This is a genomic window from Streptomyces sp. NPDC002730, assembly GCF_042888805.1.
Classification (GTDB): Bacteria; Actinomycetota; Actinomycetes; order Streptomycetales; family Streptomycetaceae; genus Streptomyces.
This window is the reverse complement of the sequence record NZ_JBIAQG010000010.1, coordinates 355782-370409: the sequence shown is the minus strand read 5'-3', so window position 1 is coordinate 370409 and position 14628 is coordinate 355782. Positions and strand designations below refer to the sequence as shown.

2 protein-coding genes are annotated in these 14628 nt (G+C 72.3%); both read left to right on the top strand.

Annotated elements, in window-relative coordinates; translation table 11 throughout:
* Positions 1 to 19: 19 nt before the first annotated feature.
* A complete protein-coding gene (locus ACFYXH_RS26435; protein ID WP_389567626.1) occupies positions 20 to 14311 on the top strand; it encodes an amino acid adenylation domain-containing protein in 14292 nt (4763 codons plus the stop codon).
* On the top strand, positions 14308 to 14517 hold the full coding sequence (locus ACFYXH_RS26430) for an MbtH family protein (protein WP_389567624.1): 210 nt from the start codon (positions 14308 to 14310) through the stop codon (positions 14515 to 14517). Before ACFYXH_RS26435 ends, ACFYXH_RS26430 begins: the two co-directional genes overlap by 4 nt.
* The last annotated feature ends 111 nt before the right edge of the window (positions 14518 to 14628 follow it).

Genomic DNA, 14628 nt, shown 5'->3' with positions numbered 1-14628 from the left:
CAGGGAAGGCGATTCGACCATGTTTGATGCCGAGTCCGACCGGACACCCGCGACCGGGATACCCGTGACCGGTGCCCAAACCGGCGTCTGGCTGGCCCAGCAGATCGAGCCCGACAGCTCGGCCTACAACATCGCCTTCTTCCTGGAACTGCGGGGCGACACCGACCTCGACCGCCTGGCCGCCTCCGTGCGGCGGGCGATCGAGGAGGCGGAGTGCCTGCATGTGCGCATCAGCCCCGAGGGCGGAGGAGCGCGCCAGACACCCTCCCCGTTGCCCGTCGACGTCACCCTGGTCGACCTGCGCGGCGAGCTGGATCCCGACGCCGCGGCATCGGCCTGGATGGACGCCGACCGCAGTCGGCCCGTCGACCTCGCCGACAGTCCACTGTTCGCCCAAGCGCTGCTCCGCCTCGGCCAGGACCGCGTCCTGTGGTACCAGCGGTACCACCACATCGTTCTCGACGGCACGGGAGTCGCGCTGATCTCCCGGCGGGCCGGCGACATCTACACGGCGGGCGAGGCGGCCGTTACGACCGACTGGGCGCTGTCCCGCCTGGTGGACTCCGACCTCGCGTACCGCGAGTCCGAGCTGTTCCGGACCGACCGCGCGTACTGGCTGAACAGGCTGGCCGACCGCCCGGAGCCCGTCCGCCTGGTCGAGCGCTCGTCGGCGCCGATGACACGGCGGCTGCGGCGTACGGCGGAGCTGTCGCTGCAGCGCACCAGTCGGCTGCGCGAAGCCTCGCGCGGCGCGGGCGTTCGCCTGTCCCGGCTGATGGTCGCGGCCGTGGCCGCCTATCTGCACCGGGTCACCGGCGAGCAGGATCTCGTACTCGGCCTGCCGGTCGCCGCCCGGCTGGATGCCGAGTCCAGGGACGTCCCCGGCATGGCGTCCAACGTACTCCCGCTGCGCGTCGCCGTCCGCGGGGACATGACCTCGGCCGACCTCGTGGAGGCAGTGGGCCAGGAGATCTCCGGGGCCGTCGTGCACGGGCGCTACCGCGCCGAGGACCTGGCCAGGGACCTGGGCCTGGTCGACGGCGTGCCCGAGCTGGTGGGGCCGACGGTCAACATCCTGCCCCGCAGCGAGGGCCTGCGCTTCGGCGACCACGAGGCCGACATCCACCCGGTGTGGCTCGGCCCGGTCAGCGATCTGGCCGTCACCTTCAGCGAGTCACACGCGGGCGACAGCGTCCGTATCGACTTCGACGCGGACGCCGACGCGTGCGACCCGCGGACGCTGGCCGACCACGAACGCCGGTTCCTCCTGCTGCTGGACGCGATGGCGGCGGGCATGGACCGCCCCATCGCCCACATCGAGCTGGTGGCCGGCGCGGAACGGGCCCTGCTGCTCGAAGAGTTCGGAGCCGCTCCCCGCGAGGTTCCCGAACTGTCCTGGCCCGCCGCGTTCGAGCGGCAGGTGCGCCGCTCGCCGGACGCCGTCGCACTCGTGTGCGAGGACCGGGAGCTGTCGTACGCGGAGCTCAACGCCGCCGCGAACCGGCTGGCACGCATCCTGATCGCGCGAGGCGTACGCCGTGAAGACGTCGTCGCCGTCGCCGTGGCGCGCTCGCCCGAGTTGGTGGTGTCCCTGCTGGCGGTGATGAAGGCGGGAGCGGCGTATCTGCCACTGGACGCGGACCACCCCCAGGACCGCATCGCGTACATGCTCTCCGACGCCGGTGCGCGTACCGTCGTCACGACGCGCGAACTCGCCGGTGAGCTGCCGCAGATGGACACGGTCGCCCACGTACTGCTCGACGAGGAATCCACCGTCGCCGAGTTCGACGCTGCCGACGGCTCGGACCCGGGAGTGCCGGTCGTCCTCGACCAGGCCGCATACGTCATCTACACCTCGGGCTCCACGGGCCGCCCGAAGGGCGTGGTGGTCACGCACGACGGCGTCGGCAGCCTGATCGCGACGGCCACGGACCGGATCGGTATCGACGCGGACAGCCGCGTCGTGCAGTTCGCCTCGGTCGGCTTCGACGTGACGGTCTGGGACCTGATCATGTCGCTGTGCGTCGGCGGCCGGGTCGTCGTGGTCCCCGCCGAGCGCAGGGTCGCCGGGCCTGTCCTGACGGACTACATCGAGGAGCACCTGGCCACCCATATGATCCTGCCGCCGTCGCTGGTCGCGGCGCTTCCGCAGGACTGCGAGCTGCCCGAGGGCGCGGTGCTCGTCGTGGGCACCGAGGCGGTGCCGAACGAACTGATCGTCCGCTGGGCCGGGCGCCTGCGGGTCGTCGTCGCGTACGGACTGACTGAAGCCACGGTCAACTCCACGCTGTGGACCGCGGACCCCGACTGGCAGGGACCCGTGCCGATCGGCCGCCCTGACCCCAACACCCGTTGCTATGTGCTCGACGCGGCGCTGAGTCCGGTCGGCGTCGGCGTCGAGGGCGAGCTGTATGTCTCCGGGCGCGGGCTGGCCCGCGGTTACCTCGGTCGTCCGGGGCTGACCTCGGAGCGGTTCGTCGCCGACCCGTTCGGCGGACCGGGGGAGCGGATGTACCGCACCGGCGACCGCGTCCGCTGGCGCGCCGACGGCAACCTGGAGTTCCTCGGCCGCGCCGACGGCCAGCTCAAGATCCGCGGCCACCGGATCGAACCGGGCGAGATCGAGAGCGCGTTGATGGCCTGCCCGGGCATCGCCCAGGCCGCCGTCCTCGTACGGGAGGACCACCGCGGAGCGAAGCGTCTCGTCGCCTACCTGGTCGGCGAGGACGGCGGAGGCGGTGGGAACACGGATGCGACCGCTTCGGCGGCGCGGGCGCAGGTGGCGGGCACGCTGCCCGACTACATGACGCCGTCGGCCGTCGTCGTCCTGGACGGACCCCTTCCGCTGACCCCCAACGGAAAGCTCGACACGCGGGCGCTCCCCGAGCCCCAGTGGACCGCGACGGGCGGCGGCTCCGCGCCGACGACGCCGACGGAAGCCGCTCTCGCCGAGCTGTTCGCCGAGGTCCTCCACCTGCCTGCGGTGGGTGTCCACGACAGCTTCTTCGAACTCGGCGGCGACAGCATCGTCGCGATTCAGCTGGTGAACCGAGCCCGCGCGGCCGGCCTCGCGATCACCCCCCGCGACGTCTTCCGGCGCCGCACGGTCGCGGCGCTCGCCGCCGCGGCGGGCGCGGTCACCACCGGTCAAGGCCGGGCAGCACCGGATGCGACGGCGCTGGACGAGAGGGCGCTGCCGGTGTCCCCGCTGCAGGAGGGCTTCTTCTTCCACGCGCAGTTCGACGAGCAGGCGGCCGACCTCTACCTGGTCCAGGAACTCCTCGATCTCGCGGGCCCCGTCGACGCCGACCGGCTGCGGGGTGCCCTGCAGGAGCTCCTCGACCGGCATCCGCTGCTGCGCGCGTCGTTCCGCCAGCTTCCCGGAGGACAGGTCGTCCAGCAACTGGCCGACGACGTCACGCTGCCGTGGCGGGAGGCCAACGTACCCGAGACCGGACTGGCCGAGCTGCTCCGGGCGGACCGGGCCGAGCGGTTCGACCTCGCGCGGTCGCCGCTGATGCGGGCCACCCTGATCCGGGACGGGCATCGCTGCCGGCTGCTGCTGACCCTGCACCACATCATCGCCGACGGCTGGTCGGTGACTGTTCTGCTGCGCGAACTGGTCGCGGCCTACCGGGGGGAGGAACTTCCGGCCCCCCTCGCCCCGCACGCGTACCTGGCCTGGCTGGCAGGCCGGGACCGCGACGCGGCCCGCGGAGCGTGGCAGGCGGCGCTGTCCGGCCTGGCGGGACCCACCCGGCTGATCGCACCGGACACCGCCGCGAGCGACGGCACGTCGCCGGCTCGCCCGGAGCACATCGACGTCCGGCTGCCCGAAGGGCTCACCGCGGACCTGACCGCCTACGCCCGTACGCACGGCCTCACCCTCAGCAGCGTGCTGCACGGCGTCTGGGGTCTGCTGCTGAGCGGGCTCACCGGCAGCTCGGACGTGGTGTTCGGCACCACGGTCTCCGGACGCACCACCGAGGTCGACGGCCTCGGCTCCGCCGTCGGCCTGTTCATCAATACGGTCCCCGCGCGGGTGCGCACGCGGCCCGAGGATTCGCTCACCGAACTGCTGCTGCGGGTGCAGGACGAGCACGCCGGGCTGCTGGACCACCAGCACCTCGGTCTCGTCGACATCCAGCGGATCGCCGGTGGCGGGGAACTGTTCGACACTCTCGTGGTGTTCGAGAACTACCCGACCGAGGGTCTGTCCGCCGACCCGGGCGCGGACGCGCCGCACATCACCGGCGTCGAGGTGTTCGACGCTGTGCACTACCCGCTGGCGCTGATCGTCCATCCTGGCGACCGGCTCGCACTGCGGTTCAAGCACGATGCCGCACGCCTCGACCAGTTGGCGGTGGCCACGCTTGCCGGCCGGTTCGAGTCGCTGCTGCGGACCGTGGTGACCGACCCCGACCGGACGCTCGCCCGTGTCGACCTGCTGTCCGTGCAGGAGCACGAGCACCTGGGCTCGCTCAACGCGACCGCCCGCACGGTGCCCGACGCCACACTCGCCTCCCTCTTCGCTGAGCAGGCGGCGCGGACGCCGCAGGCCACCGCCGTGGTCTTCGAGGACACCGCGCTGTCGTACGCGGAGCTCGACCGGCGCGCCGAACTCCTTGCCCGACGGCTGCGGGCCAGGGGCGCGGGCCCGGAGCGGTTCGTCGCGGTCGCCGTTCCGCGCTCGGCCGAACTGATCGTCGCGCTGCTGGGCGTCCTCAAGTCGGGCGCCGCCTACCTGCCCGTCGATCCGGACTACCCCGCCGACCGGGTGGCGTTCATGCTTGCCGACTCGGGCGCGCGCACCGTCGTGACCACCGCCGCGGTGGGCGGGCAGCTGCCCGAGGTCGCCGGTCTTGAGCGGCTCGTCCTCGAAGGCGTCGAGCAAGCGGACGCCGAGGAGGTCGAGGACGTCCCGGACCTGCCCGTCGTACAGGCGGACCTCGACCACCCCGCGTACCTGATCTACACCTCCGGCTCCACCGGGCGTCCCAAGGGCGTCGCGGTCACGCACCGGGCGATCGTCAACCGGCTCGCCTGGATGCAGGGCCAGTACGGACTCGACGCCGGCGACCGGGTGATGCAGAAGACGCCGTCGAGTTTCGACGTATCGGTGTGGGAGTTCTTCTGGGCGCTCGTCGAAGGGGCCACGGTCGTCCTCGCCCGGCCGGACGGTCACCGGGACCCCGCCTACCTGGCCGAGCTGATCCGGGCCGAACGCATCACGACGCTGCACTTCGTGCCCTCGATGCTGACCGCGTTCGTCCAGGCCATGGAGGCCCGGACGGGCGCTCCGCACTGGGCGGCGAGCCTGCGCCGCGTCTTCGCCAGTGGGGAGGCACTCACCGGCGAGGCCGCTCGGCGCTGGTGGGAGCTGACCTCCCGCTCCGGGCGCGGCCCGGTGCCGCTGCACAACCTCTACGGGCCCACGGAGGCGGCCGTGGATGTGACCTGGTTCCCCTACGAGGGCGGCGCCGAGTTGTCCGTCCCGATCGGTCGGCCGGTGTGGAACACGCGCCTGCATGTGCTGGACCCCTTCCTGCGTCAGGTTCCCGACGGGGTGCCCGGTGAGCTGTATCTCGCCGGGGTCCAGCTGGCCCGGGGCTACCACGACCGGCCCGGCCTGACCGCCGAACGGTTCGTGGCCGATCCGTACGGCGCGCCGGGTGAGCGGATGTACCGGACCGGGGACCTGGTGCGGCGGCGCGCGGACGGGGCCGTCGAGTACCTCGGGCGCACCGACCGGCAGGTCAAGATCCGCGGCAACCGCATCGAACTCGGCGAGATCGAGGCCGCGTTGTCGGCGCAGCCCGGTGTCGCCGGCGCTGCCGTGATCGTCCGTGACGGCGCACTCGTCGGCTACGCCGTGCCCGCGCCGGGTGCGGACGCCCTCGGCGCCGATGCTCTGGACGCCGACGCCCTGCGTTCGGCGCTGAGCGACGCGCTGCCCGCAACGATGGTGCCCGGTGCCGTCGTGGTCCTCGACGAGCTGCCCCTGACGCCCAGCGGCAAGCTCGACCAGAACGCCCTGCCCGCGCCCGTCGTGGCCGCCGGGGCCGGCGGACGGGAGCCGCGCGACGAGCGCGAGCGCGCATTCTGCGAGATCTTCGCCGGCGTCCTCGGGGTGCCCGGGGTCGGCGCGGAGGACGACTTCTTCGTACTGGGCGGTGACAGCCTCACTTCCATCGCCGTGGCCACCCGGGCCCGTGAGAGAGGACTGACGATCAGCACGCGCGATGTGTTCGAAGGCCGTACCCCGGCCGCGCTCGCCGCGGTCGCCGGGCGCGACGCGGCCCCCGGGCCCGCCGCCGAAGCCCAGGCCCCCGCCGACCGGCCGGGCGTGACGGTGGCCGCCGCGGAGGCCGGGCAGGCCGCCGCCGCCCTCCAGGCCGTGCTGGCTCAGCAGTCCGGAGCCGCGGTCGACCCCGCCCTGCAGGCGCTGCTGGACCAGCTGGTCGCCGCGTCCGGCGTCCCTGGGGAGGCCACGGCTCCGCTGGGCGGGCTCGTGCTCTCCCCGGACGAGACCGCCCGCGTGGAGGCCGTGGCCGGGCTGTCGGTCGCCGACATCTGGCCCCTCTCGCCGCTGCAGGAGGGCATGTACTTCCACGCCAGCTACGACGTGGGGGCACTCGACGTCTATCTGTCCCAGGAGACCCTGGACTTCGACCGCCGCGTCGACGCCGACCGCCTGCGGGCGGCCTGCCGGACGCTCCTGGCGCGCAACGCCGGCCTTCGTGCCGGGTTCACCAGCGACGGCCTGCCAGGACCGGTGCAGTTCATCGTCGACGGCGCGGAGATCTCGCTGGTGGAGGTCGACCTCTCCGGGGTGCCCGCCGAGGACCAGCAGGCGCGCGTCGACGAACTCCTGGCGGCCGACCGCCAGAAGCGCTTCGACCTCGCCGCACCGCCGCTCTGCCGGCTGTTGCTGATCCGGCTGGCCGACGGCAGGGACCGGCTCGTCGTCACCCACCACCTCATCCTGTGGGACGGGTGGTCCGCGTGGCTGTTCCTGGAGGAGCTGTTCACGCTGTACGAGCAGGCCGGTGACGACACCGGGCTCCCGCCCGCCGGTTCCTATCGCGACTACCTGGCCTGGCTGGACGAGCAGGACAACGGGACCGCGCTCGCGGCGTGGGGCAGGGCGCTCGCCGGCTTCGACGAGCCGACCCTGGTCGCGCCGGCCGGCCGCGACGGCGACCCGGTGATCCCGGCGGACTTCGACGCGGTGCTGTCGCAGGAGACCAGCGACCGGCTGCGCGCGCTCGCCCGCCGCCACGGGCTCACCCTCAACACGGTGCTCAACGCCGCCTGGGGCCTGGTGCTGTCGGCGGTGGTGGGCCGGAGCGACGTCGCGTTCGGCACGGCGGTGGCCGGGCGGCCCACGGACATCCCCAACGTGGCCGGCATCATCGGCATGTTCCTCAACACGGTCCCGACGCGGATCGCCTTCAACCCGGGCGAGTCTCTCCTCGACCTGCTGCGGCGGATGCAGTCCGAGCGTGCGGCGGTCATGCCGTACGAGTACGTCGGCCTCGGGGCGCTGCAGCAGGAGACCGGCCACCGCCGGTTGTTCGACACCCTGTTCGTCCTCCGCTCGGCCGACGGCGAGGACCGGGCGGCCGCGCTGAAGCAGCGGCACGGCATCGTCGACGTGTCGAATGTGGATGGCACCCACTTCCCGCTCACTCTGATCGTCACACCCGAAACCCGGCTGCGGGTGACCCTGGCGGCCCGTCCCGACCTGTTCGACACCGAGGACGCGACCACGATCCTCACCCGGTACACGACCGTCCTGGAACGGCTGACCGAGGCCCTCTCCGCCTCGGCGGGGCACGCCCCGGCCGGTATCGCCGCCCGGACCTGCGGCGTCGACCTGTTGCTGCCGGACGAGCGCGCCGCCCTGGCCGCCGACTGGGCGGACACCCGCAACCCGGTGGCCGACGAGACCATCGCCGACCTGCTCGCCGTCCAGACGGCCAGTACACCGGACACGGTGGCGCTGGTCTTCGGGGACCGCACCCTGACCTACGCCGAACTGGACGCGGAGATCAACCGGCTGGCCCGGCTGCTGCTGGCGCGCGGTGCGGGACCGGAGAAGGTCGTCGCCCTGGCGCTGCCGCGCTCGATCGAGATGGTCGTGGCGCTGTTCGCAGTGCTGCGTACCGGCGCCGCCTACCTGCCGCTCGACCTCGACCACCCGGCCGACCGGCTGCGACTGATGGTCGAGGACACCGGGCCGATGTGCCTGCTGTCCACGACGGCCGTCGCGCCGACGCTGCGCGGAGCTGCCGGTGCCCTGGCGCCCGAGGTCCTGATGGACGACGCTGCCATCGCCGCGGAACTCGCCGGCCACCCCTCGGGTGAGGTCACCGACGCCGAGCGGCCCGCGTTCGCGCACGGTGTGGAGAACCGGCTGGAGTACCCCGCCTACGTCATCTACACCTCCGGCTCGACCGGCAGGCCCAAGGGCGTCGTCACCCCGTACCGCGGTCTGACGAACATGCAGCTCAACCACCAGAAGGAGATCTTCGACCCGGCGATCGCCTCGGCGGGCGGACGGCGGCTGCGCATCGCGCACACCGTCTCCTTCGCCTTCGACATGTCCTGGGAGGAGCTGCTCTGGCTCGTAGAGGGGCACGAGGTGCACGTTTGCGACGAGGAGTTGCGCCGCGACGCCGAAGCCCTCGTGGCCTACTGCGACCGGCACCGCGTCGACGTGGTCAATGTGACGCCCACCTACGCCCAGCTGTTGATCGAGGAGGGCCTGCTCGACCAGGACGAGAACGCCGGTAAGCACCGGCCCGCGCTGGTCCTGCTCGGCGGTGAAGCCGTGTCCGACACGGTGTGGACGCGGCTGCGCCGCACCGAGGGCACATACGGCTACAACCTGTACGGGCCGACCGAGTACACGATCAATACGCTCGGCGGATCCACCACGGACAGCCCGACCCCGACGGTCGGCATGCCGATCCGCAACACGCGGGCCCATGTGCTCGACGCGATGCTGCGCCCTGTCCCGCCGGGCTGCCCCGGCGAGCTGTACATCGCCGGCACCGGCCTCGCCCGTGGATACCACGACCGGCCCGGCCTGACGGCGGAGCGGTTCGTCGCCGACCCGTTCGGCGCCCCCGGCGAGCGGATGTACCGTACCGGCGACCTTGTCCGGCAGCGCCCGGACGGCCTCCTCGACTTCCTCGGCCGTACCGACGACCAAGTCAAGATCCGCGGATACCGGATCGAACTCGGCGAGATCTCCACGGCCTTGGCCGCGCACCCCGAGGTCGCGCACGCCGCGGTCGTCGTGGCGGAGACCGCCGGGACGAAGCGCCTGGTCGGCTATGTCGTACCCGAGGAAGGTACGGAGGCCGGGGAGGCCCTGGTCCAGCGGCTGCGCGAGCATCTGAAGGCCGGTCTGCCCGACTACATGGTCCCGGCCGCGCTGGTTGCGGTGCAGACGCTGCCGCTGACCGTCAACGGCAAGCTCGACGTCAAGGCCCTGCCCGCCCCGGACTTCGCCGGGTCGAGCACGAGCCGCCCGCCTCGCTCGCCGCAGGAGGAGACCCTCTGCGCCCTCTTCGCCGAGGTCCTCGGCCTCGCCGAGGGCAGCGTCGGCATCGACAGCGACTTCTTCGAGCTCGGCGGACACTCGTTGCTCGCCACCCGGCTCATCAGCCGGGCCCGCACCGCACTCTCGGCGGAGCTGGCGATCCGCGACCTCTTCGAGGCGCCGACCGTCGCCGAACTCGTTGAGCGTGCGGCCGGATCGCAGGCCGCGCGGCGCCCGGCCCTGACCGTGGGAGAGCGGCCGGACGAGCTGCCGCTCTCCCACGCCCAGCAGCGGCTGTGGGTCATCCAGCAGATCGAGTGCACCTCGGCCGCCTACAACTTCCCGCTCGTGATGAGGCTGCGCGGCACGCTCGACATGGACGCGTGGCGGGCGGCGCTCGCCGATGTGACGTCCCGTCATGAGGCCCTGCGTACGGTCTTCACCGAGCGCGACGGCCAGGCGTACCAGCGCGTCCTGCCCATCGGGCAGGCCCACCCGCCGGTGGAGCACCTGCGCGCCGGCGAGGACGAGGTGGCCGGTCTTGTCGACGCCGCCATCAACCGCCCCTTCGACCTGGCCGCCGAGCTGCCGCTCCGGGCGACCGTCATCGAGGTGGCGCCCGACGAGCACGTCGTCGTCCTGCTCCTGCACCACATCACCACCGACGAATGGTCGGACCGGCCGTTCCTGAGCGACCTGGCCGCCGCCTACGCCGCCCGCCGGTCCGGCACGGCACCCCACTGGGAGCCGCTGCCGGTCCAGTACGCCGACTACGCGCTGTGGCAGCAGCGACTGCTCGGCGACCCGGCCGACCCGCAGAGCCTGTCCGCCCAGCAGCTGCAGTACTGGCACACCACCCTGGACGGCGCGCCCGAGGAACTGGAGTTGCCCACCGACCGTCCCCGGCCCGCCCGCCCGGCCTTCACCGGGGCCGAACTCGACATCGAGTTCGACGCCCCGGCCTACCAGGGCCTGAAGCGGCTGGCCAAGGAGAGCGGCGCCAGCATGTTCATGGTGGTGCACGCGGCCGTCGCCACCCTGCTCCACCGCATGGGCGCCGGCACGGACATTCCCCTCGGCTCGCCCATCGCCGGACGCGGCGACGAAGCCCTTGACGACCTGGTCGGGTTCTTCGTCAACACGCTCGTGCTGCGGACCGACCTCAGCGGCGACCCCAGCTTCACCGAGCTGCTGGCCCGGGTCCGCGACACCGACCTGGCCGCCTTCTCCCATGCGGACGTGCCGTTCGAGTCCGTCGTGGAGAAGCTGAACCCGACCCGCTCGCTCGCCCGCAACCCGCTGTTCCAGGTCATGGTCGGCTACCACAACCGCACCGAGGGCGAACTGGACCTGGCGGGCCTGGGCGTGGAGTACGTGCCGTTCCGGATCCGCTCGGCCAAGTTCGACCTCGTCTTCAGCTTCACCGAGCAGACGTCGGCCGACCGCGACAGCGGCTCCCTCGTGTGCCGCCTGGAGTTCGCCACCGAACTGTTCGACCAGGAGACCGCCGAGCGGCTCGGCGAGCGCCTGCGGCTCCTCGTCGCCTCCGTCTCTGCGGCACCCGAACGGCCCGTCTCCGCGGCCCACGTACTCGCCGCCGACGAGCGGCACCTGGTCCTGGAGGGCTTCAACGCCACCGCCCGCGAGGTCGAGGAGGCATCGCTGCCCGCAATGTTCGGCCGGCTCGTCGCCGAACAGCCCGCCGCCATCGCCGTTGTGGAGCAGTCCACCGAGGTCAGCTACGCCCAGCTGGACGCTCGGTCCAACCGGATCGCCCGGCTGCTGGCGGCGCGCGGGGTCGGGGCCGAGAGCGTGGTCGGCGTGGCCGTCCCCCGGTCGGTCGACATGATCGCCACGGTGCTGGCCGCCCTGAAGCTCGGTGCCGCCTTCCTGCCGCTCGACCTGGTCCACCCCGCGGACCGGCTCAGCTACATGATCGAGGACTCCCGGGCGGCCCTGGTGGTCGGCACCGAGCCAGTGGCCGGGAAGATCCCCGACGTGGCGGGCGTCCCCGTCGTCCTGCTCGACGCCCCCGGGACCGTCACGGATCTGGCCGGGCTGTCCGATTCCGCGCCGGCCGGCCGACCGGTCAGCCTGAATCAGGCCGCGTACGTCATCTACACCTCCGGCTCCACCGGCCGTCCCAAGGGCGTCGTCCTCCCGCACGAGGGCATTTCCAGCCTGGTCGCCACGGCGGTCGACCGGATGGGTCTCGAACACGACAGCCGGGTGCTGCAGTTCGCCTCGATCGGCTTTGACGTCTTTGTCTTCGAAGTGTCCATGGCGCTGTGCCACGGTGGCCGACTCGTGCTCATATCGGACGAGGCACGCGTCGCCGGACCGGCGCTCACCGACTTCCTGGCGGACCACGAGATCAGCCACATGATCCTGCCGCCGTCCCTGGTGTCGGCCCTGCCCGCGGGCTGCGAACTGCCCGAGGGGTCGACGATCCTGGTCGGCACCGAGACCGTGCCGCCGGACCTCTTCGAGCGGTTCGGTGCCACCGCCAACCTGATCTGCGCGTACGGTCTGACCGAGGCCACCGTCAACTCCACGCTGTGGCCGTCCCGGCAGGCAGGCATCCGGCCGGGTGGCCGCGTGCCGATCGGCATACCGGACCCCAACACGGTCTGCTACGTCCTGGACGACCGCCTCGCGCCCGTCCCGCCGGGCGTGGTCGGTGAGCTGTACGTTTCCGGACTCGGACTGGCCCGCGGCTACCTGGGCCGGTCCGGGCTCACCTCCGAGCGGTTCGTCGCCGATCCGTACGGCCCGCCCGGCAGCCGGATGTACCGGACCGGAGACCGCGCCCGCTGGCGCCGGGACGGCAACCTGGACTTCCTCGGTCGGGTCGACAACCAGGTCAAGATCCGCGGCTTCCGCATAGAACTCGGCGAGATCGAGGCCGCGCTCGCCGGACACCCCGCCGTCAGTCAGACCGCCGTGGTGCCCGACCGCGACGGCGACATCGTCCGGCTGGTCGGCTACGTCGTCCCGGAGGACGGCACCGTCGACCCGCAGGAGATCCGGGCCCACTTGTCCGGGCTGCTGCCCGAGTACATGGTGCCCGCCCTCGTCGTGCCGCTCGACGGCCCGCTGCCGCTGACCCCCAACGGCAAGCTGGACCACAAGGCACTGCCCGCGCCCGACTGGTCCGGGATGACTGGTGACGCCCGCCCGGCCACGGAGACGCAGGCCCGCCTGGCGGAGTTGTTCGGCGAGATCCTGAAGCTGGAAGACGTCGGCATCCACGACAACTTCTTCGCGCTGGGCGGCCATTCGATGGCCTCGATGCGGCTGCTCGGCCGGATCCGCTCCGAGTTCGGGGTCGAGCTGAGCATCCGGGACGTCTTCGACGCGCTGACCGTCGCCGGTATCGCTGCCAAGCTCGACGGAGCGGAGGCTGCCCGGCCGGCGCTGCGCCCGGCCGGGGACCGCGCGGACGGCGCCGGGCTGCCCGTCGCGCCCGTACAGCGGTGGCAGTGGTCGTCGTACCAGCGGTACTCCGGCTTCGACCACGCGCTCGTGCTGCGCTCGCCCGGGGGGCTGGACGCCGACGCGCTGTCAGCCGCGCTGGGTGATGTGGTGGCACGGCACGAGCCGCTGCGCACCGTCTTCGCAGAGCGGGACGGAGCCGTCTACCAGCAGGCCGCCGAATCCCCGGCCCTGGAACGGGAGCACTGCGCCGACTTGGACGCCCGACTCGCCGAACTCGCCGCGCAGGCCCCGGACCTGTCGCAGGAACCGCCCCTGCGGGCCCGGCTGCTCACCGGTGCGGACGGCACCCAGGCGGTGCTGCTGACCATGCACTACCTCGCGGTGGACGAGTGGTCGGTGGTGCCTCTGTTCCGCGACCTCACCAGGGCGTACGAGGCCAGGACGCACGGCCGGGAGCCCGGGTGGGAGCCGCTGCCGGTGACGTACGCCGACTACACCCACTGGGCGCACGAGGTGCTCGGCGACCTCACCGACCCCGACAGTCCGGGTGGGCGGCAGCTCGCGTACTGGCAGCAGACGCTGAAGGACCTACCGCGAGAGCTGGCGCTGCCGACGGACCGGCTGCGTCCCGCCGCTTCCGCGGCGACAGGCGGGGGCGGTGACTACGTCGGATTCGTCCTCGACGAGCAGCTCCACGCCGATGTGGACAAGCTCGCCCGGGCGACCGGCACCAGCATGTTCATGGTGCTGTATTCGGCGCTGTCGGCGCTGCTCACCGCCCACGGTGCGGGCACCGACCTGCCGATCGGCACGATGGTCGCCGGCCGCACCGACGACCAACTGGCCGATCTGGTCGGCTGCTTCTTCAACACCGTGGTGCTGCGCACCGACACCGCGGGGGATCCGACCTTCGCGGAGCTGCTCACCCGGGTGCGGGAGACGACGCTCAGCGCGCTGGACCGGCAGGACGTCCCGTTCGATGACGTCGTACGGGCGACCGGCCTGCCGCCCGCCGGACCGCAGGTCATGGTGATCCACCATGAGCAAGCGCAACTGGCGGAACTCGAGGGTGGCGTGGGCTCGCTGGACGCCGTGCCGACCGGCTCGGCGAAGGCGGAGCTGACGCTCAGCTTCTACGAGCCTCGCGGCGACGGGCCGGTGCACTGCGCGCTGATCTACGCGACCGAGCTGCTCGGCCGGGCGAAGGCGGAGCAGCTGGCCGACGAACTTCAGGTGCTGCTGCGCAATGCGGCAGCCGACTCGGAACAGCCGCTCTCGGAGCTGTTCACCGTAACGTCCATGAGGAGTGACGACGTATGACAACCAACCCGTTCGAGGACCCGCAGGGCCGCTTCCTTGTCCTGGCCAACGACGAGAACCAGCACTCGCTGTGGCCGGCATTCGCCGAGGTGCCGGCGGGGTGGCGGACCGTCTTCGGCGAGGACACGCGAGAGGCGTGCCTGGCCCATGTCGAGGCCAACTGGACCGACCTGAGGCCGGCCAGTCTCATCGCGCAGCAGGCCTGACAGGCGAGCCGACGCGGCAGCGGAAATCTCGATCTCGAAAAGGGGAGGACCCCGGCGGTCGCCGGGGTCCTCTCCGTCGTCCCGGCTCAGTCGTACGGACCGTAGAACCGG

Bases quoted from the DNA above. Each gene is read 5' to 3' on its own strand.
- ACFYXH_RS26435 (WP_389567626.1), top strand. From the start codon at position 20: ATGTTTGATGCCGAGTCCGACCGGACACCCGCGACCGGGATACCCGTG.
- ACFYXH_RS26430 (WP_389567624.1), top strand. From the start codon at position 14,308: ATGACAACCAACCCGTTCGAGGACCCGCAGGGCCGCTTCCTTGTCCTG.